Source organism: Candidatus Thermodiscus eudorianus, from assembly GCA_015521085.1.
Taxonomy (GTDB): Archaea; Thermoproteota; Thermoprotei_A; order Sulfolobales; family Acidilobaceae; genus Thermodiscus; species Thermodiscus eudorianus.
Map to the genome: position 1 here is coordinate 119175 of WAOW01000004.1, position 25549 is coordinate 144723.

Consider the following 25549-nt stretch of genomic DNA (forward strand, 5'->3'; position numbering starts at 1 on the left):
AAGCCCAGCCAGCGCTATAATACGGTTGGACACGGACCTTAGGCGTACACGCCAGATTTTACCGTCGCGTTCAGCCATACAGCGGGGGTCCCGCTAGGGGCCTCCTTGGAGGGTGGCCTGCTGTGGACAGGGACGTGCTCGTGTCGAGGATATCTGAGGCTATGGTGTCCTGCATAGACCCGCCGCCGAGCGACGGGATCCTAGTCATATACGACGGCGGTAGCAGTAATGTGGCGAGCGTCATAGTGGATGCGGCCAAGGCACTAGGCGTCGAGTCGCACCAAGTGGATCTAGACACGTATGGGAGGCCACTGGAGAGGGTCCCCCAGGGGCTCCAGGACCTACTGGAAGGAACCAGGTTCGACGCCAGCTTCTACGTGGCAGGGGTGAAGCCAGGCGAGCTCAGCTTCCGGAGCAAGCTCATCGAAGCCCCAACGGGCAAAGGCGCTAGCCACGTGCACATGCCCAAAGCCACCATGGATATACTTAGCAAGGTAAGGGACTGCGGCTCGATCAGGAAAGTAATCCACGACATCCACCAGGCCCTAAAGGACGCGTCGAAGGTCAGGGTCACATCCAAGGCGGGGACCGACGTCACCCTAGAGGTCGGATCCTACAGGTGGGTTGTCGATGACGGGGTCATACCCCGGGGAGAGTGGGGTAACTGGCCTCCGGGAGAGGTCTACACCACGCCCTCCAATGCCGAGGGCGTGATAGTTGTCGACGGCGTCATAGGGGACTACTTCTCGATGAAATACGGCCTGCTCCGGGAAAGGGTCATGATAGAGGTGTCCAGGGGCCGGGTCGAGAGAGTCGAGGGAGGGAGGATAGCGGCTGAGCTAGAAGAATACCTAGCCGCCCATGACTGCGGGCTCATGGTAGGCGAGCTGGGGATCGGAGGAAACCCATACATCGAGAGGCCCATAGGGAACATGCTCCACGACGAGAAAATGCCGGGGGCCCATATCGCCTTCGGCGACCCCTAGGCGGCAGGACCGGGGCCGGGTGGAAGTGCCCGATACACGTGGACGTGCTCCCGCTCAAAACCACCGTGATTGTAGGGGGCCAGGTCCTGGTCAGGGATGGAGTGATCAACCTATAACCCCCGGAGGGTCCCTCCACACAAGCCCCCCTTCCGGCACAGGCTCTATAATAGAGGCTGGAGGGGGACGGTATGGGGGGAGGTAGCGCGTAGTGATAAGACGGATACTGGAGCGGATAGACGGTAGGGGGTACAAGGCCTACAAGGATCTCGCCGGGGCCAGGGAAGAGGTCGACGGCCACCTGGTAGTGGTTGACAGGGTACAGGGAGACCCCTTCGCTCCCCCCAGCATTATACGTGTAGAGACTCGGGTCAGGATCCCCAGGGGCCTGGAAAGCTACCCGGTACCGGTCGAGGACTTCCTACTACGACGGGCCCACAGGATCGCTGGCAGGTATTCCATGAGGGGCGCTGGCGAGGGGCACAGCGGACTCTTGAGGGTCCCCCGGCCGGGCCCCGTCATACTGCGCAGGAGCGCCGTCCACCTAGGCAAGACCCCGGGAGGCTATAGGCTGACCCTGAGGCTCTGGCTCGGCCTACCCTCTAGGAGGAGGCGTGTCCTGGGAGGAGTGGCGGGCGAGCTCCTGCTTGAGAGGGTCCCTCGCCTCGTTGACGAGGTCGTGAGGGCCCTAGGGGACCCCCGGCTCCGCCCTCACGTCGACGCCTGGCGGGAGCAGGAGTATATCCGGGGCCTGCTGGAGCCTCGGGGGCTCGTGTCCTTTGTAGGAGACGGCAGTATCCTTCCGAGGGCGTGTGGGGGGTGCGAGGAGCCCCTCCGGGATGCGGTCCCCTTCGAGTCTCCCCCGAGCCTGCGGGTCGAGTTCGAGCTACCCACTGGCAGGGTTGTCAGTGGCATGGGCTTGAGGACCGGGCTCACCCTGATAGCGGGCCCGGCCTTCTATGGCAAGACTACCCTGCTGGAGGCGATCGCCCACGGCGTCTGGAACCATGTGCCAGGCGATGGCAGGGAGCTAGTCGTGACCCGTAGGGATGCGGTCTGGATTCAGAGCGAGAACGGCCGGTGGGTCTCGTGCGTCGACATGGGGCCCTGGGTGGAGCACCTCCCCGGCCTGGAGGACCCTGGCTGTTGGAGCACTAGCGATGCCAGCGGTGCCACGAGTGCTATAGCGAGCGTGCAGGAGGCTATGGAGGCCGGGGCTAAGGTGTTGCTTATAGACGAGGACTGGACCGCGACTAACTTCATACACAGGGATAGGTGGACTGAGGAGGTCACGGGTAAGAGGACGCTCCTCTCGATAAGCGACCTCGCCCCAGCCCTGAAGGAGAAGGGGGTGAGCGTGGTCATAGTGGCTAGCGGCAGTATAGCACTGCTCCAGGCCGCCGATACCGTTGTTGTAATGGACGAGTACAGGGCGAGGGACGCCACCGGGTACGCGTTGAAGGCCAGGGAGAGCCTAGCCGCTCTGGACGGCGGGGAGCGGGTAGAGTACAGGATGCCGAGGGGGAGGAGGCTTGTGAAGCCCCTCAGGCTGGAGAAGCCCAAGCTACGGGGGACCCTCCTTGAGGCGAGGAACCTGAGGGACAGGGTCGACTTGTCAGGGGCGACGCAGTTGGAGGAAGAGGGTCAAGCCTCCACAGTGGTGGCGGGGGCTGAGGCGGTCCTCTCCAAGACGGGTCCTCTCGTGTCGTTGGCCAGGTCTGTGGCTGACGCAATGGCCCGGGGGGATTGGGGTGTTGTGCAGAGGACCCCGGGGCCGGGTCTTGCGGAGGTCCGCTGGCTCGACATACTCTACCTCGTCAACAGGGTTCCAGGCCTCCACGTGGTGCATTAGGGTTTTAGTCGATCGCCTCGCACTACTACTGTCGAATCGCCGATTGAGGGTGTATAGGGGGATTGCCGGGGAAAGCTGCTAGCAGGGCCGCTGGCGGGAGCGCTGCTAGGGGCGCCGTGGAGTCGGAGCGTCAGGGTGTTGTGGAGAAGTATAGGGCTATGAGCCCGGCGGAGTTCTTCAGCCGTTACAAGGAGCTGGCCGGCTTCTCGAACCCGACGAGGGCGGTCTACCAGACTATCCGTGAGCTGGTGGAGAACGCTCTCGACGCCACTGATACTCACGGTATACTCCCCGTTATACGGGTGGTTATACGTAGCGCCGAGGGCTTCGAGGAGAACAGGTATACCGTTACAGTGGAGGACAATGGTATAGGGGTCCCTCCCACGGTTATGGCCGACGCGTTCGGCAGGGTGTTGTATTCGAGCAAGTACGTCATAAGGCAGACTAGGGGCATGTTCGGCCTCGGGGTCAAGGCGGCGGTGATCTACGGGCAGCAGACTGCTGGCAGGCCCGTCACGGTCATCTCGTCGACTGGAGACTCCGATTACGTCTACATGAAGAGGCTGTTCATCGACATAAACGAGAACAGGCCTAGGATCGTGGAGGAGGGGCAGTGGAGGAAGAAGGGCTCCTGGCACGGGACCCGGGTCTCCATAACCATAGAGGGGGATTGGAGGAGGGCCCGCTCCAGGGTCATAGAGTATATTAAGAGGACGGCGATAGTGGCGCCCTACGCGGATATCTACCTGGAGACGCCCGAGGGCGAGGTGTACATATTCCCGCGTATGACCAGGAAGATGCCCCGGCCCCCCAGGGAGGCCAAGCCCCATCCCCACGGGGTGAACCTTGAGCAGTTCAAGATGATACTCCAGTCGACGACCGCTAAGACCATTAAGGACATGCTCGTGACCGAGTTCCAGAGCGTCGGCGCTAAGAGCGCCGAGGAGTTCCTCAAGAGCGTGGGCGTGAGGCCCAACGTGAGCCCCAAGACCCTGTTGAGGCGGGAGTACCAGCAGCTGCTGGTCAGGTTCGTGGATAGGCTCAGGGAATACAAGGGCTTCAGGGGGCCTAGGAGCGACTACCTGTCCCCTATAGGCGAGGACCTGATAGTTATTGGGTTGAAGAGGATGTTCAGGCCCGAGTTCGCCGCCGCTGTGACGAGACCTGCTAGATCCTATATGGGGCATCCCTTCATTGTAGAGGTCGGCCTCGCCTATGGCGGTTCAATCCCCTCTAGGGACGAGCCCCTATTGCTGAGGTACGCCAACAAGATACCGCTACTCTACGGCGAGAGGGAGGACGTGTCCTACAAGGTCGTGTCAAGCGTTAACTGGAAGAACTACTATGTAGAGTTCCCTGCCCCCCTGGCCGTGCTGGTCCACATAGCGAGCACCCGCATACCCTACAAGGAGGCTGGCAAGGAGTCGATCGGGGACGTGCCGGAGATAGAGTCCGAGATAAGGGCTGGCGTGTGGGATGTGGCCAGGAAGCTAAGGCTATTCCTCTCCCGCAAGAGGAGGGAGTCCGAGATCCGGAGGAAGATAGTGACGCTGGCCAAGTACATACCGGAGGTCGCGAGGAGCTTCGCGATACTCTCCAAGCCGCCGGAGAAGTGGAGTCCTCCCAGGCCCGAGGACGAGGAGAAGCTGATCGAGGCCCTGGTCAAGCTCGTGGCTAAGACGATAGAACTCCCCAGCACGGGTACGGGAGAGGAGGATGTGGACCCCGAGGAGGTGGTTAGGAGCATCATAAAGGAGGTCGAGACCAGGTAACGGGCCCGTGTACCCCTCCCAAGCCTCCACGGGCCCGCGGCCTATAGGCCTACCAGCCTTTGTAACACGCCATGCTACACCCTAGTTTATATAATCTAGAAGTCCTACATGTAGATGTAGGATGGACTGGTTTGGTAGACCCCGGACGCCTAGTGGATAGAGCCAGCGAGCTTGAGAAGCTGGACAAGGCCTGGGAGAAGGGAGGGCTGGTCGTAGTCTACGGCCGGAGGAGGATTGGGAAGACCAGGCTCATACTAGAGTGGGCCCGCGGGAAGAGGCACGCATACTACCAGGCAGGGCTCTGGGGCCACAGGGCGAATATAGAGGGCCTCTCACAGGCTATAGAAGAGCAGCTGGGTGTACCTGGAGCCTCCGGCGTAGGCGATCTAAAGAGCCTTCTAAGCCTCACGGCGGGGTTTGTACGGGAGAGGGCGGCTGTAGTAATAGATGAGTTCACCTACTGGGCCCGGACGGATCCAGGCGTGGTCAGCGATATACAGTGGTTCGTAGACCACGTACTACCCGGTAGCAAGCTACTACTAGTGCTTACTGGCAGCCTCTTGGGCGTTATTGAGAGGAGTGTGCTAGGCGGGGGTGCACCCCTCTACGGTAGAGCCGGCTTGAGGCTGAGGATAGAGGAGCTGAGCCCCTGGTGCATCCCATCCTTTGCCCCGGGCTACACGCCGAGCCAGCTAGTGGAGACATACTCGCTCTTCGGAGGGACCCCCTACTATCTACGCCTCCTAGATCCCTCCAAGACCCCGCTCGACGCCTGGCACGAGCTACTGGGGCCCCAGGGCCTGCTGGGTGACGAGCCCATCTTCGCCCTCAGGGACGAGTTCCGCGACCCCCACCCCTACCTGGCACTTCTACAGGCGATGGCCGCGGCTCCGTGGACTCTCGTGGGGAAGGCTGCCGCTAGGGCGGGACTCCCGTCTAGCCACGCCAGCATATACGCCAGGAGGCTCGTCGCCCTGGGCGTGTTAAGGGAAGTCCCACTGCTCTCCCCGGGTAGGAGGAGGCTGTATTCTATAGTTGACAAGCCGTTGAGGGCACTCCTTAGCTATCCGGCTCACGCCCTTGAGGGGGACTCGCCTAGGGTGAGGCAGTGGTATGCCAGGATTGTAGCCCAGGGCTGGGAGGAGCTAGCCATGTACCATGCAACGTATCACTTGGCTCGGGTGCTTGGGGTTAACGCTTCGAGGGCTGGGAAGGTTCTCCATAGGGGTGGGGAGGTTGACTGGGTCGTTATCGACGAGGAGAATGAGAGGATCCTGGCTGTGGAGGCTAAATGGACCAGTATGTCCAGGGTGGATGCGGAGAGGCTGGCGGGGAGGTTGAGGAACCTTGTGCCCTCGCTCCTACCAGCCAGGTATGGTCACTATCCTGTGACCCCGGTACTGTACCTCAGGGGAGCTGGCGGGGGCGGGGGTTATCACCTCGTGACCCCGGGGGATTTACCGTGGGGTGAGTGCAGGTAGCGGGAACTCTATTCTTTTGATGGTTTTACGTTATTTACGTTGTCTGGGCCCATGGCCTCTATATCTTTAATTGCCTCCCCGCGTGCCTTATCTAGAGGAGCCGGCTAGAGGGTATTGTAGGGGTACTGTAGTTGCAGGGCGGCGGTAGCGGTATCGACAAGGTGGACTTGGAGGCTAGGAGGAGGGCTGCCCGGGTAATCCACGAGAGGTTCTCCAGGATCCTTCGGGACTTGTTGGAGTCTAAGCCCCCGGTCCTGGAGATTCCTAAGCGTACGTTGAGTAACGTGCGGTTTGACCCGGAGAAGGGTATCCTGGTTATGGGCGAGGAGAAGATTAGGCGTGAGTTCCTCAACATGGGTGAGACTCGTAAGTTCATGCAGACCCTCTTAATGGCCGCCATAATATACCAGGCCCTCGTCGAGAACGAGTACCCCACTATAAGGGACCTCTACTACAGGGGGAAGCACACTATAGTCTATAGGGACCTCCGGGGTAGGAGGAGGGAGGAGAATACCTGGAACGAGCAGAGTGAGAGCGACGCTGCGATCCGCGACATAGAGGTCTACACGGGCCTCCTCCGCGAGGACATGCTGATACTCTCCAAGGAGAAGGGTAAGGTCGTCGGCCGCATGACCATACGTAGCGGGGGCGACGTCATAGACCTCTCCCGGATGGGCCATGGCGCCTATGCGATCGAGTCTACCCCCGACCTCATAGAGTTCCTAGACGTTGACGCCGAGTTCGTGCTAGTCGTGGAGAAGGACGCCGTCTTCCAGCAGCTCCACAGGATAAAGTTCTGGGACAAGTATAGGGCGCTCCTAGTCACTGGAGCCGGGCAGCCGGATAGGGCGACCCGCCGCTTCGTCCGCCGCCTCAACGAGGAGCTCGGCCTCCCAATATACATCCTGACCGACTCCATCCCCGAGGACGAAGTCGTGGTCGTAAGGGATATGGCCACGGGCCTCGTGCACGCGGCCCCCATCGGCGAGCTGCTCGGGAGACACTTCACCCCGGGCGTTTCAAGGGAGAGGATAGAGCTCCCAATAGAGGTTCCGAGCTGGAACCCCGTGACTGGTAGGGTCGAGTGGACCCCGGTGGGCTACATCTACAGGCACTACATCGATGACGAGATACTGGAGATCGAGACCCATGGCCGCGGGGTTGTGAGGGTCACCAAGGCCCACAGCCTATTCGTATTCAGAGACGGGAAAATACAGGTAATACCGGCCAGAGACATAAAGCCAGGAGACCACATAATAGTAACAGAAAAACTACCCGATTTCCCAGAAACATATAGTCACATTAATTTCAAAGAATTAGCAAGAAAAGTTGTTGGCCGGTTCAAGATTAGAGAGGCAGGTGGTGATCGCTTCCTTGTTGGCGAGAGTAGAATAAGTATACCCGTCGAACTCGAATTAGACGAGGATCTAGCGTGGTTTATAGGTATCTATGTTGCCGAGGGCTCAACAGCCTATACTCGCCACCTCACCATTAGTCTAAACAGGGATGAAGAAGATAAGTTTAAGAGGATAATAAATATACTAAAGGAGAAATTCGATATAAAGCCGTACGTCTTTGAAAGAGAAGACAAGCCGGAGTATAGGATATGGATAAACTCTGCTACACTCTATAAAGCATTCGACTCCCTTGGACTGATAGCCTCGTCCTGCGAAAAGAGGATACCAGGCGTTATACTCAATGCCACAAGGAACGTGAAGCTTGCATTCATAAAGGGACTCATCGATGGCGACGGCTCGATAGACAAGTACGGGGACATAATATATGCATCGAGGAGCGAGACACTGGTCAAGCAATTGTTTTTGCTGTTGCTATCTCTAGGCGTTAATCCTTCAGTAACAATTAATGGCGATGACTACATTATTAGGATAGGCAAAAGTAACGCGAGAACTCCGCCTGAGATATACGAGTATCTAACGGGTAGACCTGTAGAGTCTCGGTTGAAGGGTCTTCCGACGGATCCCACTTACAGTCTACCAATCAACGATAGCTTAAAGAAGCTCCTTATCAAGTTGATGAACTCTAGGAGGATATCCTACAAGCCTACTCAGAAGAGGATCTCAAAGGCTAAACTCGTGCTCGTTAGAGAGGCGAGCGGCTATCTGCCAGACGACTATGCCCTTGTTGTATCCAGTGATATCTCCGTTGTCCGAGTGAGGAGTGTCAGGACTGTAGGGTATAAGGGATACGTCTACGATTTTGCGGTTCCGACGAGCAACACATTCATCGGGAATTTTGGTATTTTATATCATAACTCTGATCCTTATGGCTGGTATATTTATAGTGTGTTTAAGGTTGGTAGTATTCAGTTGTCTTATGAGAGTGAGCGTTTGGCTACTCCTCGGGCTAGGTTTTTGGGTGTTTCTATGAGTGATGTTTTTGGTTATCGTGGTAAGAGGCCTTATTTGAGTGAGCGGGAGAGGAGGAATTTTATTATTCGTGCTAAGGATGTTGACTTGCGTCGTGCTCGTGAGTTGATGAGGTATAGTTGGTTTAGGAGTCGTGGTTGGAGGAGGGAGTTGAAGATGTTTTTGGAGAAGAAGGCTAAGTTGGAGATTGAGGCTATGGCTAGTAAGGGTCTCCGTTTCCTGGCGGACGTGTATATTCCCGAGAAGCTGCAGACTGGTGACTGGCTCGAATAGTCTTTATATTTATTTTATTTTAGGTCTGTGTAGTCTAGAGAGGCGAGTGCTGCAGTGAATCCGTAGGTTCTCGTAGTAGAGTCTCTGTAGTGGGCTTCGAACTCTATGGTCACTAGGTTCTTCCCGGGCCCTACTAGTATGGTGCCTTCCCTGTCGACTTTGACTCTTATCGATTCATTGGTGTCGAGTCGGACTATCGTGTTGTTTGGGAACTTGAAGTAGACCCCAGACCCATCTATGACGAAGTTCCCCTCGACCCCAGGCCCTCTATACACTCTTATACCTACGATGACGTGGGTCGCGTTGACAGCAGCGGGGTCGATTATCTTGAGGAGTGCCTGGTCTCCACACTGGTACATTAGGACTGGCACCGGCCGGGTCGCCTCGGAGACGTTGATGATCGCAGTCTCGCTCGTGGTGGCTATCACCGAGCCGTTTGTAGTTAGCACGAGCCCTCTATATTCGACCTTGTAGGTGGGGGTGGTGTTATAGCCTCCGACAAGCCGGCAATCCCCCACGGGATACCCTCCAGCACCAGAGACGTACTCCTCCAGATACCACGCGGCCCGGACCGGCGATCCACGAGAGCCGGCACACCCTGCTACAACCAGGCACGATGTCATAGCTAGGGCAAGTACTGCTATCACCAGAGTAAGTCGTAGCCCCTTCTCGCTTTGGGTTGTTAACAAGGTAACGGATACCTCCGCGAGTTATAGTCGGGTTTAATGACTTCCTCATCCGAGAGAGTAGAAACATTACAGAGAATTATAGTTTTCTTTTCCCCGTTTCGTTTATCTCCCTGGTTGTAGTGTTTCCTGCATGACAGCTTCCGGTGGGGACAGTTCTAGTAGTTTTCTCCGCATCTTGCTATAATTGCTTGAGAAAGATAGCTCTATCTCCTAGGCGGGGTCGTCCGGGTTTCCTGTTTCTCCGAGTATAGCCAGCACCTGACGATCCTGTCTCCGCGGACTCGGATTTCTGGGGGCATCCTCGCGCCACAGACGGGGAGCCTTGACTTGCATCTATCGTGGTACCGGCATATGGGCGGCGGGTCTAGTGGTAGCTTTGGCTCTCCTAGGTCTTCGCTGGATACTTCTATCCTGTTCCGCGGGTCTGGCCGTGGTATGACTCCTATGAGCATCCTCGTGTAGGGGTGTAGCGGGTTTGATATGAGGTCCTCGGAAGGCCCCGACTCGACCACCATCCCCATGTACATTACCGCTATATAGTCGCTCATGTAGTTGACGACAGCTATATCGTGGCTTATGAAGATATAGGAGGTCTTCCTCTTCCGCTGTATCCTTTTGAGCAAGTCCAGGATCTGGGCTTGTACTGATACGTCTAGGGCGCTGGTCGGCTCGTCCAGGACTATTAGATCCGGCTCTGTGGCGAGCGCCCTGGCTATAGCGACCCTCTGCCTCTGCCCCCCGGACAGTTCGTGGGGGTACCTGTTTATGACGTCGCTCGGCAGGCCTACCTCCTCCAACAGCCTCTTCACGCTATCGACGAGTTCTCTCTCGCTGGAGACTAGTTTGTGGATCTTCATAGGCCTTCCTATGACGTCTTTGATCCTCATACGGGGGTTGAGGCTCGAATAAGGGTCTTGGTATACGATCTGCATCCTCTTACGGTATCTCCTCAGCTCCTTCCTGGGCAGGAAGGTTATGTCGTCGCCGTCAAATAGTATCTTGCCGCTGGTTGGGGTGTAGAGCCTGATGACCGTCTTCCCCAGGGTGGTCTTGCCGCTTCCACTCTCGCCGATCAGCCCGAGCGTCCTTCCCCTCTCCAGGGTGAAACTGACGTCGTCAACCGCCTTAAGGGTCCTAGTCTTCCTCAGGCCCTCCTTGACGGTGAAGTATTTCTTCAGGTTCCTTACAACCAAGAGCTCGCCAGTCACGCTATTCCCCTCCGTACAGCCAGCAATAGACCCTCCTTCTCCCCCCGATGGTGACTGGCGGCGGCCTCTTGCCGCATTCCTCCCTCGCGTATGGGCATCTGTCCTTGAAGGGGCACCCTGTTATCTTGTGTCTCAGGTCGGGTATCGAGCCTGGGAGGGGTTCCAGCTTCTCTGATCCTATCCTTGGTATTACCTTGAGGAGTAGCTTTGTGTAGGGGTGTAGTGGCTCCTCGAATAAATCGTATACCGGAGAGTCCTCCATCACCATGCCGGCATACATGACTATTATCCTATCCGAGATCTGCGCCGCGACTGCGAGATTATGGGTGATGAAGAGCACACTCATCTTATTCCTCTCTTGGAGCCTCTTGAGGAGGGCTATTATCTGGGCTTGTACTGATACGTCTAGGGCACTGGTCGGCTCGTCTGCGATCAGCAGGTCGGGGTTGTTCAGGAGGCTCGTTGCTATGAGTACTCTTTGCTTCATGCCGCCGCTCAGCTCGTGGGGGTACCGCTCTAACACCTTCTCAGGGCTCGGTATCCGGACCTCTCTCAGTAGCTCGATGGACCTCTCTATGGCTTCTTTCTTGGTTGCGTCTGGGTTGTGGGCAAGGTAGACGTCTGTCATGAAATCCTTTATTTTGAATACCGGGTTTAACGCTGTATTGGGTTCTTGGAAGATCATGCTTATCTCGGAGCCCCTGATCTTGTTCATCTCGTCCTCGTCGAGTTCAAGCAGGTTCCTGCCCTTAAACAATACGACGCCGCTATCGACCCTTGCATAGGATGGGAGTAGTCTCATGATCGAACGCGCCATAGTGCTCTTACCGCTACCAGACTCCCCCACTAGGCTGACTATCTCGCCCTTCTCTATGCTTATCGAGGCATTGTCTAACGCGTAGACCTCGCCCTCGTCGGTGATGTATGTTACCGAGAGGTTCCTCACTTCGAGAAGAGCCATGGACGCCACCCCCCTTACTCCTTTATCCTCGGGTTCAGTACATCGTTGAGCCCGTCTCCCATTAGATTGAATCCGAGCACTGTTATCGTTAGGAAGAGCCCGGGGAATATCCACATCTGCGGGGCGATGTCCAGGTATTTCATTGCCTCGTTAATCATAGCGCCCCACTCCGGTGTAGGAGGCTGAACTCCGAGGCCTAGGAAGCTCAACGCGGCCGCGGTAAGTATGCTCGCCCCAGTCCTCAGCGTGCCGTGGACGATTACAGGGTACATGCTGTTTGGAAGGATATACCTGAAGAGTATGGACAGCCTAGACTCTCCTATAGCCTCTGCCGCTTCAACATACTCTAGCTCCTTAACCGCCAGGACGGCGCCCCTTGTTATTCTAGCGAACTGGGGGAAATTGTATGCCCCAATAGCCACTATCACGTTGAGGAGCCCGGGCCCGACGATGGCCGCCACAAGGATTGCCAGTAGTATGTCGGGGAACGCTAGCAGTATATCTATGAATCTCATAAGCACCTCGTCCACGCTCCCGCCCAGGAAACCCGAGACCGCGCCATACAATACCCCGGCTATCACAGCCAATAGTATGCCTGTGAAAGCTACTATCAAGCTCACCCTAGCACCATACAGGGTCCTACTGAATATGTCTCTACCCAACTGGTCTGTCCCGAACCAGTGGCTCCTCCCTGGGGGTTGCAGTGCCTCGCTGAGGTTCCCTTTAACTGGATTGTATGGCGCCACGTAGGGGGCTATCAGGCCCAATACGATGAATAGTATTACTAGTGGGAAGCCTATCTTGAAGCTCCTGTTACGCCATAACTTTCTCATCAGGAGCCTGGTCTGCGGTGATAACTCCAGCTTCATTACCTACCACCGGAGATCCTTATCCTGGGATCAATCAACATGTAGAGTATGTCTACTATGGTGTTGACTATGGCGAACGTGGCGGCTACGAACAATATACCTATCTGGACTAATGGATAGTCCCTGGAGAATATCGCGTCGATCAACAGCCTACCCAGCCCCGGATACGCGAAGACCGTCTCAGTTATCACGGCGCCAGCGAGCAGGTACCCGAAGATCAGTCCTATCACTGTAACAACCGGTATCAAGGCGTTCCTCAACGTGTACTTGTATATGACCAGCCTCTCGGGCAAGCCGAATGCGCGGGCCACGGTTACGTGCTCCTGGCCCAGCACTTCGAGCGTGGTCGCCCTAGTCATCCTCGCTATCGGCGCGGCTCCATAGAGGGCTAACGCTATACCCGGGAGTATGAGGTGCTTGAAGGTTATCTCGCCTGTAACGCTGGTGGCCGGGAATATGTGGTACTTTACAGTGAATACGAGCATGAGGAATATCGCTATCACGAATATCGGCGTCGACACGCCCAGGATTGCGAAGCCCATGACGGCCTGGTCGATCCATTTGTTCCTGTTGAGTGCTGCCACCACGCCTAGTGGAATGCCGATGATTGAGGATATGGTGATGCCGACGAGCGCCAGCTTCAACGTGTTTATGAACCTGTATCGTATGAGTTCTCCGACTGGCTTGCCGGTTATTATGCTCCTGCCGAAGTCGCCTCTAACTATACGCTCCATGAAGTCGATGTACTGGATTAGGAGGGGCTTGTCTAGTCCTAGCTGGCGTCGTATCATTTCCACCTCCTGCTCTGTAGCTTCCGGGCCGGCTAGTATACGGGCTGGATCGCCGGGTAGGAGGTGGATGATCATGAAGACTATGAAGGACGCGCCTATAAGAGTTATAATAAGAAAAATAAATCTTTTAAAAAGGTATTGTGACATCGATGCCATTACCTTCCAGCACCTCAGCGGGAGCAGCCCTACTCCTAGCCCTCCCAGTAGGCGTACTTCAGCACGACTATCTCGGTCGGCAGATAGACTACTCCCTTCACGTTATCCTTCATCCCGAGGGAGTCGTACATGACAACCATGAATATCGTAGGTGCATCGTCCCATATCAGCTTCTGGACCTGGCACAGCGCCTGGAGTCTCTGGTCTCCCAGCAGAGTCATCTGCTTCTCTATCAGCTCGTCGACGGCATCATTCTTGTAGAACCACATGTTAGCGCCCTTTGGAGCCCACATCTTCGAGTAGAAGAGGGGTCTAAGCCCCCAATCCGCGTCTCCAGTGCTCGGAGCCCATCCTATCAGGAACAGCTCTCTCTTAGTCTCATTAGGCCCCTTGAACAGCTCCTTCACGTAGCTGGCCCACTCCCACACCTGTAGGTCGACTTTTATGCCAATAGCCTGTAGGTACTGCTGAACAGCCTGCGCCATCTCATAGTCTCCAACGTAGCGGCCTCTAGGGGTCCATAGCGTTAAGTGCAGCTCCTCTCCCTGGCTGTTCTCAAGTACCCCGTCGTTGTCCCGGTCGGTCCATCCAGCCTGTGCTAGCAGCTGCTTGGCCTTGTCTGGATCGTACTTGTACTCTCCCGCCTTGCAGTAACCGTGTGTCAACGGGGCTATCGGAGACGTGGCTGGCTCGCCCAATCCGAATAACACGTTCTTGATTATAGCATCCTTATCCACTGCATAGTTGAGAGCTTGCCTGACCCTCTTATCGTTCAGCGGCGGCACAAGGTTGTTCATGCCGATGAAGATTACCCTGTTCGTGGGCTTTACAAGCACAGTTATACCCTCGGTAGCATTGAGCTCCTTGACGTATTGTGGGGGTATCCTCAGGGCTATGTCTACGTCTCCGCTCTGGAGGAGTCTCATCCGTGTCTGGTCGTCTGGCACAATCTTGAATATCACTTTCTTGAACTTAGGCGCCTTGTCTTTGTTCCAGTATCCGTCGAACGCCTTCAACACTATCCTATCTCCGGGGACCCACTCCTCTAGCATGTAGGGCCCTGTCCCGACAGGATGCTTCGCCGGATCCCCTGAGAGTATTGACTTGGGGCTCATAATCGCGGCCGCGCCATGGGCTAGGTGGTAGAGGAAGGCGCCGAAGGGCCTCTTTAGTATGAACTCTACTGTATAGTCGTCTACAACCTTCACCTCTTTTATGAATGGCGTGAACAAGCTGCTCCTCTTTAGCTTCTGGGTTAGTAGCCTATCGAAGTTTACCTTCACTGCTGTAGCGTTGAAGGGGGTCCCGTCTTGGAACTTTACACCCTTACGTAGGTGGAAAACCCATACCGTTCCATTGTCCTTGACCTCCCAGCTCGTCGCGAGGCCCGGCTTTATATTCATGTTCTCGTCCAACTCTACAAGGTATTCGTAGATCATTCTTCCAACCATGTATGATGGGTTATCACTCGCGTCATGCAGGTCCAGTGTGACTATATCAGTCCCCATCGCCACGACTAGGGTGTCCTTAGCGGGCTTGCCTGCGGCTGTTGTCTGGGTCATTTCTGGAGCAGTGGTTGTTGTCGCCGCGGTCTCGCTGGCGCCGCCAGCGGGTTGCTGGGGCTTGAACGCGTAGTATGCCCCTATTATGCCCAGGACGATTACTATTATTACGAGTACTGCCGCGGTTTTAGATAGACCCCTATTCAAGAAGTCCACCTCTCCGCTCTATCTTAGCAGATTAATGTAACCATAGGAGTATGTATTTATATGTGACTAACCTATACCATACATATTATCCCATGTAAAAATACTACCAATAATTAATACTATATTAGAGGAGACGGGTCCTCTCGACACAAACTTTGAAGAACCGCTGGAGAGGGGAGTACTGAGGCTACTCAGGCTCGCTTAATCTAGAGGAGGATGAGGAGATCCAAGTAGCCATACACTCAAGCGAATCAATGACCTAGAAATTCTACAATCCCGCGGTAAACCCACCGGAAACTCTCTAACTCTACTAGGTAAACGTTTAGAGGCTCGAAGATTATCTTTACCCTGCGAAAGATCGGTTGTCAAAGGTCATACGTGTGAGATATGAGAAGGGAGTACTAAGGCTTCTTGAGCCTCTAAGGCTCAAGGAGGGCGAGGAGGCTCAAATAGTCATACAGCAGAGTGAATCTGTAGCCAAGAAGTTCTATGGCATCGCTAGGAGGCACAGGCCAGATCTCGGGAGGGAGGAGTTCATAAGGGTTCTAGAGGAGGTAGAGGATGAGGGTCTTCGTGGACACTAGTATCATACTAGCATTCCTCGCAGGCCAGGACGATAGAGCACTAGAAATCATTAGGGGAGTCGAGAGGCGCGAGATAACCGGCTATATCAACCCCCTGGTGATTGACGAGGCCATCTACGAGTATCTGCGTTTAGCCACTGGGCTAAGCGCTAGGAGGATAAGGGAAGCTGCTAGCAAGGGCTCTTATCTGGAGTTACACTAACAAGCCTGTGCTAGAGGTCCTTAACAATTTATACTAGCAGGTAGCATAATAGAATATAGTGATTATAACCAAGAACGTGAGTATCCAGAGGCGCATCACTCCAAATATAGCCAGGTATGTAAAGATCTCTAATACATCGAAGATGAGCGCAGTTGAGAGTAGAACGTCATAGGCAGCCATTACCGCCTCAGCATGAGTGATGCTCAGTAAGGTGAAAGGCACAGTATAAACTACTGCTATTGTAAGAGCTATAATACCACTGAGAGCTTGGGACGAAGCCGCTCCTGCTTGATTTATAAAGATATATTCAAGAAGCAAAGGTACTGTAGAAAGTACTATGGAAAGAGTGAAAATCACCAACAAGACTAGGACTATTAGTAGACCAATCTTATCTAGTTGTTCATGGCCATCGCCTCCTATATTGTTGCAGGAGTTTGACAGGAATAAATGCTCAAGCAGCTGCACGTTCCAACGCTTTTCCCTATACTTAGCCTTAAGTCTCTGAAGAAGACCACAAGCCATCCAAGTTATAACTGATGGTAGAGAGTATATAGCTAGCATTATAACTGCCGCTGCTAGAGCGATGCTCACAATCAATAATGAAAATGAACTAGTCGTGCCAAGATATGATGAGAGTAAGAGTATAAATTGTATTGATATAAAGTATTGATAGATATGAGAGTGCTAGCAGGCGTTTATAAGTATGTTGATGTAATTCCTTCTCACTGCGATCAGGACTAGCAGCCTTGGAAGCTAGCAATATCGTTAACGCGAAGACAGCTAAAAGGATCGGTGGCGTACTATCGGTGTAGACTACAAACAATACTGTTGGTTCGATAGAGTTATTTGCCTCAATACTCGCTGATTGTGGGGATAAAAGGAGAGATTGCATTGGGATTTACAGAACTTACATGGATACCGATAACCCGAAGACCCTCAGGTAGTTGCTTATAGCGAATCATGCCATTGGTGCAGGAGCTAGAGTTTCCACTACCCTTACTTGCGAGATCCTTGATTATCTCTAAAAAGTCTTGTTTCAACGACCTCTCAGCCGATCCTCTCGGTAGCTCCTCCGCAATCCTAGTCAGGTTGATCAAAGTCAGGTTTATCGGATGTTTCGTGACGCAACAGCCCACTCCAACTAGCTTGTCCTCGTATCTAGCCTCTGCGACATAGAGGTGAAGCCCTCCACCCACAACGGTATATAATGTTACACCTATCATTATTATTAATAATACGAAACATGTAAGCCCAATGAGGGAGCTATCATCCTTGAGTCTTGCCAGTGCCACCGTATTTAATCTCCCCCTACTTGCAACTTATTTTCCTAAGGTCTACCTTAATAATTATTGTTATCTGTTTATGAAGGACTTTAAGGCTGGAACCCTTTTGCTTATACTGGCTGTTTTAGAGGGCCCTATGGAAAACCTCGTAGAGGCTACTTCGAAGCTTTTATCCTTGGTTGTGACAAAGCTCTAGCATTGAGAGTTAGGAGCCTCTTAGAGAACATCCTACCAGTAAATTATCTTAATAGGTGAATAGCAAGTTATAATTTTATATAACAGAGATGTAAAATTATAACTTTTATGAGATATATTCTACGCCTAGCTTTGTGATGGTTTAGAGGGTATTTGTGGCGAGTCACCGCGAGTTTGAACTCAGGACCTCCAGCTCCGCAGACCTATGCAATAAATACTTACGCTTGAACGGTTTCACGGTAAAAATGCAACATCTACTTCAGCATGATAAGCTAATCAGAGATTCATACCTGCCCTGATAAAAATGCAACACCACAGGAGTAAAGGCTTAGAGTCCCTATTAGCCATATTAGGGATAGGGAGAAGGGAGGTTGTCTAAAGTTATCAGAGCCAGGTATGAGAAGGGTGTGCTCAAACCCTTGGAGCCTTTAGAGCTTCGGGAAGGCGAGGAGGTCAGGATCCAAGTACTGCCTGAGGAGTTCCCGGAGCTGGTGGATAAGGTTAGCGTAGAGGCTAGCGGGGATGTTGACAAGATTCTTAGGGAGGCTCGTGAGCGTTGGAAGAGGTGGTATTAGACTCTAGTGTCCTAGTCAAAAGCATCCTGAGGCCAGGCCGTTGGCTATCCGAGGAAGTCTATAGTAGAGAGCTGGAAACACATCATAAGGCGAGAATCCTTGTGAAGGCACTTAAATCGAGTGATACAATCGTTCTCATCCCGTATCCAGTGATAGTAGAGGTCGCCGCGGTTACATCAAGACTTGCGGGCAAAGAATTAGCGGAAAAGGTAGTTGAATCACTTAAAACAACCAAGAACTATATTATCGTATACGAAGAGGAGTACAGGGATGAAGCATTGAAGGTCGCCCTACAGACGGGCTCCTCGGGCTTTGACGCTTACATTATAGCTCTAGCCTGGGATCGTGACGCCCTCCTCATTACTGACGATGAGCCTATGAGCAAGCATGCAGAAACACTGGGAGTGAGAGTAGTCCTACTACGCAACACAAACGTCGAAGATATAACGAAACAGCTCCATTAAATAAGCGGATTATTACATTAATTATAATTTACTTATGCAGACAAGATGATCGAACCTGCGAAGAGCCCGGCTGAGATTAACGGTCGCGACTGCCGACACGTTTCCTGCATGAACCAGCGATGACTCAAGGGGATTCGTGGCAGGCCCACCGAGATTAGTCGACCCGGACCTCCGGCTCTGAAGGCCGAGGATATAGAAACAAAGTTTTTAGTAAAAACCATCAATTGGAAACAAGTTTCAGGGATGATTATCCTTAGGGATATAATTGATGATAATCCGGAAACATTCAAGCCTTGCGGGAAAGGCTAATTGCTCTGAAGAGTATTACTTAGGGGTGGGGCTGGGACGTGTCCAAGGTCATTAGAGTAAGATATGAAAGAGGTGTGCTGAAGCCTTTAGAGCCGGTGGAACTCCAGGAAGGAGAGGAGCTAGTAGTCTTCATACGCAAGCACAGAGTAAGCGAAGTGCTCGATAAATATGTTGGGTTATTCGGTAAGGCTTCCGTAGAAGAGCTCAGGGGGTATGAGGAGGAGGCTCAAGCACAGTGAATAAAACCTTCATAGACACCAACATATTCTACAACACACTATTCGAGACCAGCCTCACACGCAAAGCCCGAAAGCTGCTGGAGGATTACGAAGAAAACAAGTTCTATACTAGCCTAACAGTGATAAACGAATTACTCTACATATCCACAAGGAAATACTACAAGGCCACTGAAGAACTCAAGGGACCGTACAGCCTAAGAAAACTAATATAGTGAACAAGGGATACCCAAAATTCATAGTCGACGGTATAAGGAATTTGCTGGAAGACCTTGAGGTAGAAGTCCTAGTAGAAAACGTGGAATACCGAGACATGATAGAGACCGCTAGCCAACTAAAACTCCTGCCAAGCGATGCAATCATAGCCCTAACATGTAAACGCAATAACATAGACACGATCATAACCTTCGATGAAGACTTTAAGAGGATCCCCTGGCTAAAAGTTGTGCCCTAGTCTGTTAAGATTATCTGCTGAGATTATCAGCGATGAAGCTAGAACCATCCTAGTTCTTGTAACTAGAAGCCACGGCCTTGCCTTGGAGAAAGGGAAAGACTTATATAGCGGGTATTTAAGTGGTGGGCCCGCCGGGATTAGCGGACCCGGAGGGACCCCACGGCTCCGGAGGCCGGCGCTCTGTCGGTTGAGCTATGGGTCCTCTCCTCCGTGATTGTTATGTGTTTGTAAGGGTTCTGGGGGGTGTTATTCAATTTATCTTCGAATGGGATACCATTAGGCGGGGGTGTTGTTTGGTTGACGACTTATAGGGTTGAGGAGATTGATAGGGGCTTCTATGTCTTGAGGGTTAACGATAGGTATACTAGGTTCTTTGAGTCTCTTTGGGAGATACCGGAGGGGATAACGTATAACGCGTATCTGCTGGTCACGGGTGAGGGGGCTGTCTTATTCGATGGATGGAAGAAGACGTATGCGGGCCTGTTCATAGATGCGTTGTCTCAGGTCATTGATGCTGGCGATTTGAAGTATGTGGTCGTGGACCACATGGAGCCTGACCATTCGGGTAGCCTAGAGGAGGTGGCTCGCTGGGCGCCCCATGCCAGGATCCTGGGCCACCCGATGGCTGGTAGGATGATGAAGGCGTATCCGAGGGCTATGAATAACTTCAAGCCTGTCAAGGATGGTGAGGTCCTTGAAGTCGGCGGCGAGAGGATAAGGTTCATACACACGCCATGGCTGCACTGGCCGGAGACCATGATGTCGTGGCTGGAGGACCGGAGGATTCTCGTGACGTGCGACGCCTTCGGGGGATACGGTATACCATACGGGCTCTTCGACGACGAGTGTACCAGGTGGGAGGAGGCGTTGAGGGCCATGCAGAAGTACGTTGTAACGGTCATAGGCCACTATAGGGACTGGATCACGAGGAACCTGGAGAAGCTGGCCAGCCTCGACATCCACCCTAGACTGATAGCCCCGGCCCACGGGCTCATATGGAGGAGCAACCCCGAGAAGGTCATCTCGGTCTACAGGGATCTGGCCCTAGCCAAGCCGCGCAAGGGGAAGATCCTCATAGTCTCAGCCTCGATGTACGGGACGGTGGAGACCCTCATAAGGAGGATAACCTGCAACCTGACGAGGAACGGCTACTACCCGGTGACCTACAGCTTCACAGACTCGACGAGGCCCAACGTCTCAGACATACTGACCGATGCCGTGGACTCGGAGGCAATAGTAGTGGCGGCCCCGACCTACGAGGCCGACATATTCCCCCTGATAAGGTATGTTGTAGAGGAGATATGCTGGAAGGTTGGTGACGGCAAGAAGATCGTGATAGTGTCGAGCTACGGATGGGGTAGCATGGCGGCTAGGAACCTCAAGAAGATCTTCGACAAGTGCAAGTATAGCGTGGTGGAGTCCATAGAGTACAACTCGGTGGGCCCCAACGCTATAACGGTAGAGGAGGCCGAGGAGATTAGTAGGAGGATTGTGGAGTCGCTCCGTGGATAGCCCAGGGGGTTCCTCTAGGCCTCTCTAGGTTCTCCGCATTCCATTATTTTTCTGGAGGGCTTTGGGGCTTCCTGGCTGTTTGGTTGTTAATATTTCTATGTATGGGGATATTTGCGTAAGAGCCAAATACACTCGCGTTAACAGTGTTAAAGCGGTGATGGAGCCGTGCCCCTCACAACATTCGAAGAGGAAATCTACCTCAGAGCCCTCACAGGCCGCCTAGTAGGCAAGGCCATAGCAGACCTGGGCGTGAACAAGCTAGCAGTAGTAGCCCCCAAGAACATAATCTGCAGTAGCATAGCCACCGCCACAGAGGCGGCATTCATAGACAACTCAGGCGGCGTGACCTACCACTTCCTAGTAGACAACGGCAACGAGGAGGAAATAGCGGAGAGGCTCAAGGATTTCAACGCACAAGTAGTGCTACTCCAGTTCGGCGGTGAGACCCCCATCGAGGAGACCAAGGCCAGCTTCGTAAAGCTATTACAGGCCATGGCAGAGAAACAGGTACCCGGCGCCATAGTATTCCACGTGAGGATATTCGCAGCCGGCGGCGTCAAGGAGGCGCTGAAGGACGAGAAGGTCAAAGAGTACCTCCAGGGCAAGGACCTATATGTCTACACCGTCGGCTTCGACGAGGGCAAGGTCTACGTCAACAAGGCAACGATAGAGGATGGCGAGATAAAGCTACAGAAGCTAACCGAATACCACGTAACACTAGAGCACGCAGACCTGCTCAACAGGAGCCTGAAAGACAGGAAGGTAACCTTCCAGTAGCCCTCACACAATATTTTTCAAACAATTATATTATTATAACCTATCCCCACAAAGCCCGCGCAAGCCCTTGAAGGGGGCCTAGCGTATAAGCTGGGGGACCCCAGGCTGTCTAACCCTAACACCCCTCCTCTCAAGCTTCAACGTGTATATAGAAGACCCCCTCAACAAGAGCCAAGCCACGAGATAGCTCATACTAGCAGAGGCCATGAAGGGGGCGATCAAGGAATAATCCTCGCTCATCTCGGGAACCATCACTATAACAGTCATGGGAGCCTGAGCCGCCCCAGCAAACAAGGAAGCCATACCAGCCAAGGCATAGGTCGCAGGCTGCCTAACCAAGCCCGGAAACAAGCCCTGGTAGACGAGGCCCAGAGACAACCCAAACATGCCACCTATATACAGGCTCGGGGCAAAGACGCCACCGCTACCCCCAGACCCTATCGTGAGCGAGGTGGAGAGCATCTTGGCAACGCCGAGCAATAACAAGAGCCTCAACGGGATAGACCCGGAGAGGGCCTTATCAATGCCCTCATAGCCGACACCCCCGACACCGTACCCGGCGAATAACACCATGAGGACCCCCGCCCCTAGGCCCCCTAGAGCCGGCTTGAGGTAGCCAGGGACGCTCAGCTTCCTGAAGAACTCCTCGAAACCATAGAACAGCCTCACCCATGCAACCGCTAGTAGGCCGAAGGCGAGGCCCAGCAGTATGTATAGGGGGATCTCCCTTGGATCCCAATAGCTCAAGCCCACAACCCTGAAGGCCGGATGCCTACCCAGGAATATGGAAGCAGTCGTAGCACCTATCACGCTCGAAAATATCACCGGTATCGCGTTAAACGCGGACACACCCCTCATCAAAACCTCCAACCCAAACAACGCACCGCCCAACGGCGCATTAAAGGTCCCAGCTATGCCCGCTGCCAAGCCACACGTCACGAGGAGCCTCAGATTGTCCCGCGAGAGCTTGAAGACCTGGCCTATAGCCGACGCGGAAGCAGCGCCTATCTGGGCTATAGGCCCCTCCCGCCCGGCACTGCCGCCAGAGCCTATGGTTATCGAAGACGCCACTATCTTGGCAAGGGCAACCCTCTTCCTAATCCTCCCGCCCTTAAGCATGACAGCCTCCATAACCTCAGGGACTCCATGGCCCCTGGTCTCCGGGGCGACCATCTCGGTCAGGGGGCCTACTATCAAGCCGCCCAAGGCGGGTAGGACCAGGAGGACGTACCTGGACCCGGTTAGGTTGGTTAAGCCGCTGCCGAGCAGGTCGAAGAAGACCGCCTTGTTCAGGGATATCATCCACCTGAAGACGACGGCCCCGAGCCCAGCTATCACGCCAATAACAGCGCTCAGCAAGTAGATTAGGATCACTCGCCTCCTAGCCCTATCCAGTATACGCGGCTGCGGCCTCCTAGGCAACGTCTACCACTGGGTCTCGCGGCCCCCTTATATTATGGGCCAGGAGGTTACAGGGCCCCGTGGCTCCTATAAGATTACGGGGCTGCACGGGACATATGTAAACATGAAGATACTTACACGGGGCGGCTCAACTAATAATAACCAATCCGAGGGGCGGCGTGGAATCGAGGTGGTGAGTTTCGACGCCGCTAGACTCCAGCTCGAATGCATAGTGTGCGGGCGTCGATACGAGTTCGATCCATTCCTATACCGGTGTCCCAGGTGCGGCGGCCTCCTCGACGTCACAGGCTATAGGGACCCCGTCAAGCTCAGGGTCCCGAGGCGCAGTATAGAAGGCGTGTGGAGGTACCGGGAGGCACTCCCAGAGCCCCCGGATGGCGGGGTAGTGAGCCTGGGAGAGGGAGGGACCCCCCTGGTCTCCGTGGACGGGGGTAAGGCGTGGGTCAAGTTCGAGGGAGGCAACCCCACGGGGAGCTTCAAGGACAGGGGCATGAGCGTTGCATCCAGCATAGCCAGGTGGAGCGGCGCTAGGCTAACGGTAGCAGCTAGCACTGGTAACACCGCTGCCTCGATGGCGGCGTACTCGGCCAGGGCTGGATTGAAGCCGCTGGTGGTTTTGCCTCGGGGAGGGGTTGCGCCGGGCAAGCTCTTCCAGGCGATCCTACATGGTAGTATCGTGGTGGAGGTGCGTGGGGGTTTCGACAGGGGTCTCTCAATGGTCCTGGAGCTATTGGAGAGGAAGAAGGGCCTAGTCTACTCGATGAACTCGGTCAACCCGGTCCGCCTGGAGGGGCAGAAGACGATAGCCTACGAGATCGTCGAAGACCTCGGAGACGCTCCGGACCACGTGATAGTCCCCGTTGGAAACGCTGGCAACATATCGGCGATATGGAAGGGGTTCAAGGAGCTCCACGCGTGGGGCTACACCAGCAAGCTACCTAGGATGATAGGGGTCCAGGCCGAGGGCTCGGCGCCACTCGTAGCCGCTTGGAGGTCCCAGTCAAAGAAGCTGGCTCCAGTGGAGAAGCCCGAGACGATAGCCTCGGCCATAAGGATTGGGAATCCAGTCAACTGGAGGAAGGCTCTAAAGGCGCTGGAGGAGTCCGGGGGGCTGATGCTATCGGTGAGCGACCGGGAGATAATAAAGGCTCTCAAGGAAATGGCTAGGCGGGTAGGCTTAGGTGTCGAGCCTAGCTCCGCCGCGCCTTACGCCGTCCTCAAAAAGCTACTACGGGCCGGGGAGATCCCCAGTGATGATGTGGTCGTGTTGGTGGCAACGGGCCACGCATTAAAGGACCCAGGCATAGCGAGTCGCCTAGACAAGGCTACAACCACAGTCTCATCTGTCGAGGAGCTAGAGGAGCTCGCGGAAGCCCTAGCCCGGGTGCCCCAGGGATGACGCCTTCAAGGGTTATAGTCAGGACGTATGCTAGCTCCGCCAATCTGGGCCCCGGGTATGACGTGTTCTCTGTGGCACTAGACGGGTTCAGTGACGTGGTAGAGGCCTGGGTAGAGCACGACGGTAGGGGGATCACGCTAGACGGGGTCGAGGGACCCTACCGAGACCACGTACCGCCAGGTAAAAGCAACGTGCTGGTGGAGGCGGCTCGGCTCGCAGTCAACAAGTATAGTGGTGACGCATCCAGGGGCGGCATCGTTATGAGACTATACAAGGGCGTTCCGCCAGGCAAGGGATTGGGCAGTAGTGGGGCTAGCGCGGCGGCTGGAGTGGTGGCTGCGTCGCTATTATCGGGGGCGCTCGTGGATTCTAGGTCCATGGTAGAACTGGCTGGAATGGCTGAAGCCGCGGTCTCGGGAACCCCGCACTATGACAACGTGGCTTCAAGCATACTCGGCGGGTTCAACGTGGTGGGCTGGCTCGGAGACGAGTTGGTTGTTGAGAACATCGGGTTGAGGGCTAGGTTCCTGGTCGCGGTCCCAGACTACTCGATACCGGGGGAGAAGACTAGGCTGATGAGGGAGGTCTTACCCAGCACTGTACCCTTGCCCCGTGCTGTTAGGCAGTGGGGGCGTATAGCGCTCATGGTCAAGGCTGCGAGAGACGGGAACCTGGCGTTGTTCGGGGCACTCATGATGTCCGATGAGATCGTTGAGAGGGCCAGGTCTAAGTACGTCCCCTGCTATAGCGTGGTTCGTAGGAGGGTGGTTGAGGCTGGTGGGCTTGGAGTAGCCGTGAGCGGGGCGGGTCCCTCGCTATTAATACTCGCTGGTGGTCCAGGGGGCGGGGATGCTTTCACGGGGGAGTTGTCCAGGGTTGTAGAGGAGGCCTATAGCGAGTGTGGCGTCGGAGTTAAGGTCTACGAGTGTGGCGTTGGGCCTGCCTATGAAGTCAATCTTTATTAACATAACTATGCCTCTAGTGGTTGATAGACGGTCTCACAGAC

At 54.5% G+C, this 25549-nt stretch carries 22 protein-coding genes and 4 pseudogenes; 17 read left to right on the plus strand and 9 right to left on the minus strand.

Translation table 11 applies throughout. The annotated features are described in order from the left end of the window. Positions 1-122: 122 nt before the first annotated feature. From F7C38_02310 to F7C38_02340, 7 genes and pseudogenes are all read left to right on the plus strand, one after another. Positions 123-986, plus strand: coding sequence for an aminopeptidase (locus F7C38_02310; GenBank protein MCE4600385.1), 864 nt, complete (start codon positions 123-125; stop codon positions 984-986). Positions 987-1194: 208 nt separating this feature from the next. Next, positions 1195-2835 carry an ABC-ATPase domain-containing protein gene (locus F7C38_02315; protein MCE4600386.1) on the plus strand — a complete coding sequence of 547 codons (1641 nt, stop codon included), beginning with the start codon at positions 1195-1197 and terminating at the stop codon, positions 2833-2835. A gap of 62 nt (positions 2836-2897) precedes the next feature. Then, entirely contained in the window at positions 2898-4607 is a 1710-nt protein-coding gene (locus F7C38_02320) for a DNA topoisomerase VI subunit B (protein ID MCE4600387.1), read from the plus strand. Positions 4608-4738: 131 nt separating this feature from the next. Continuing rightward, a complete protein-coding gene (locus F7C38_02325; protein MCE4600388.1) occupies positions 4739-6088 on the plus strand; it encodes an ATP-binding protein in 1350 nt (449 codons plus the stop codon). Positions 6089-6240: 152 nt separating this feature from the next. Beyond that, a pseudogene (locus F7C38_02330) lies at positions 6241-7005 on the plus strand (DNA topoisomerase IV subunit A). A gap of 33 nt (positions 7006-7038) precedes the next feature. After that, positions 7039-8301: pseudogene (locus F7C38_02335) on the plus strand (hypothetical protein). 57 nt (positions 8302-8358) lie between these two features. Further along, positions 8359-8748: pseudogene (locus F7C38_02340) on the plus strand (DNA topoisomerase VI). 14 nt (positions 8749-8762) lie between these two features. Here F7C38_02340 and F7C38_02345 read toward each other — a convergent pair. The 6 genes from F7C38_02345 to F7C38_02370 all read right to left on the minus strand — a co-directional run bounded on the left by F7C38_02345 (position 8763) and on the right by F7C38_02370 (position 15131). Next, positions 8763-9437, minus strand: coding sequence for a hypothetical protein (locus tag F7C38_02345; GenBank protein MCE4600389.1), 675 nt, complete (start codon positions 9435-9437; stop codon positions 8763-8765). Positions 9438-9640: 203 nt separating this feature from the next. Beyond that, complete coding sequence (locus tag F7C38_02350) at positions 9641-10645, minus strand: ABC transporter ATP-binding protein (protein MCE4600390.1); 1005 nt, start codon at positions 10643-10645, stop codon at positions 9641-9643. Position 10646: 1 nt separating this feature from the next. Then, positions 10647-11606 (minus strand): ABC transporter ATP-binding protein, encoded by a 960-nt coding sequence (locus tag F7C38_02355; GenBank protein ID MCE4600391.1) that lies wholly within the window; start codon positions 11604-11606, stop codon positions 10647-10649. A 14-nt stretch (positions 11607-11620) separates the two neighbouring features. Further along, positions 11621-12475: an ABC transporter permease gene (locus tag F7C38_02360; protein ID MCE4600392.1), complete on the minus strand. Its 855-nt coding sequence runs from the start codon at positions 12473-12475 to the stop codon at positions 11621-11623. After that, on the minus strand, positions 12475-13422 hold the full coding sequence (locus F7C38_02365) for an ABC transporter permease (protein ID MCE4600393.1): 948 nt from the start codon (positions 13420-13422) through the stop codon (positions 12475-12477). The genes F7C38_02360 and F7C38_02365 overlap by 1 nt, the downstream gene beginning before the upstream one ends. Before the next feature lie 35 nt (positions 13423-13457). Further along, positions 13458-15131, minus strand: a complete 1674-nt coding sequence (locus F7C38_02370; protein ID MCE4600394.1) for a glutathione ABC transporter substrate-binding protein — start codon at positions 15129-15131, stop codon at positions 13458-13460. A 362-nt stretch (positions 15132-15493) separates the two neighbouring features. Here F7C38_02370 and F7C38_02375 point away from each other — a divergent pair, with 362 nt between their 5' ends. Further along, a complete protein-coding gene (locus F7C38_02375) occupies positions 15494-15715 on the plus strand; it encodes an antitoxin family protein (protein MCE4600395.1) in 222 nt (73 codons plus the stop codon). Further along, a complete protein-coding gene (locus F7C38_02380) occupies positions 15693-15917 on the plus strand; it encodes a PIN domain-containing protein (protein ID MCE4600396.1) in 225 nt (74 codons plus the stop codon). The genes F7C38_02375 and F7C38_02380 overlap by 23 nt, the downstream gene beginning before the upstream one ends. 33 nt (positions 15918-15950) lie before the next feature. On the opposite strand, the gene F7C38_02385 is transcribed toward F7C38_02380, so the two are convergent. Both F7C38_02385 and F7C38_02390 read right to left on the minus strand, forming a co-directional pair. Then, on the minus strand, positions 15951-16478 hold the full coding sequence (locus F7C38_02385; protein ID MCE4600397.1) for a hypothetical protein: 528 nt from the start codon (positions 16476-16478) through the stop codon (positions 15951-15953). A 290-nt stretch (positions 16479-16768) separates the two neighbouring features. Beyond that, on the minus strand, positions 16769-17209 hold the full coding sequence (locus F7C38_02390) for a hypothetical protein (protein ID MCE4600398.1): 441 nt from the start codon (positions 17207-17209) through the stop codon (positions 16769-16771). Positions 17210-17766: 557 nt separating this feature from the next. Between F7C38_02390 and F7C38_02395 the strand changes: the two genes are divergently transcribed. From F7C38_02395 to F7C38_02420, 6 genes and pseudogenes are all read left to right on the plus strand, one after another. After that, positions 17767-17970 (plus strand): antitoxin family protein, encoded by a 204-nt coding sequence (locus F7C38_02395; protein MCE4600399.1) that lies wholly within the window; start codon positions 17767-17769, stop codon positions 17968-17970. After that, on the plus strand, positions 17961-18434 hold the full coding sequence (locus F7C38_02400) for a type II toxin-antitoxin system VapC family toxin (protein ID MCE4600400.1): 474 nt from the start codon (positions 17961-17963) through the stop codon (positions 18432-18434). The genes F7C38_02395 and F7C38_02400 overlap by 10 nt, the downstream gene beginning before the upstream one ends. A gap of 347 nt (positions 18435-18781) precedes the next feature. Next, positions 18782-18982: an antitoxin family protein gene (locus F7C38_02405; GenBank protein ID MCE4600401.1), complete on the plus strand. Its 201-nt coding sequence runs from the start codon at positions 18782-18784 to the stop codon at positions 18980-18982. Further along, positions 18979-19433, plus strand: a pseudogene (locus tag F7C38_02410) (PIN domain-containing protein). Before F7C38_02405 ends, F7C38_02410 begins: the two are co-directional and overlap by 4 nt. Positions 19434-19730: 297 nt before the next feature. Further along, on the plus strand, positions 19731-20945 hold the full coding sequence (locus F7C38_02415) for an FprA family A-type flavoprotein (protein MCE4600402.1): 1215 nt from the start codon (positions 19731-19733) through the stop codon (positions 20943-20945). A 165-nt stretch (positions 20946-21110) separates the two neighbouring features. Then, complete coding sequence (locus tag F7C38_02420) at positions 21111-21722, plus strand: hypothetical protein (GenBank protein ID MCE4600403.1); 612 nt, start codon at positions 21111-21113, stop codon at positions 21720-21722. A gap of 78 nt (positions 21723-21800) precedes the next feature. Here F7C38_02420 and F7C38_02425 read toward each other — a convergent pair whose 3' ends face one another. Further along, a complete protein-coding gene (locus tag F7C38_02425; protein MCE4600404.1) occupies positions 21801-23144 on the minus strand; it encodes a chloride channel protein in 1344 nt (447 codons plus the stop codon). Between the two features lie 169 nt (positions 23145-23313). Here F7C38_02425 and thrC point away from each other — a divergent pair, with 169 nt between their 5' ends. Together thrC and F7C38_02435 are read left to right on the plus strand one after the other, a co-directional pair. After that, positions 23314-24543, plus strand: coding sequence for a threonine synthase (thrC, locus tag F7C38_02430; GenBank protein MCE4600405.1), 1230 nt, complete (start codon positions 23314-23316; stop codon positions 24541-24543). Continuing rightward, positions 24540-25508 (plus strand): homoserine kinase, encoded by a 969-nt coding sequence (locus F7C38_02435; GenBank protein MCE4600406.1) that lies wholly within the window; start codon positions 24540-24542, stop codon positions 25506-25508. Before thrC ends, F7C38_02435 begins: the two co-directional genes overlap by 4 nt. The last annotated feature ends 41 nt before the right edge of the window (positions 25509-25549 follow it).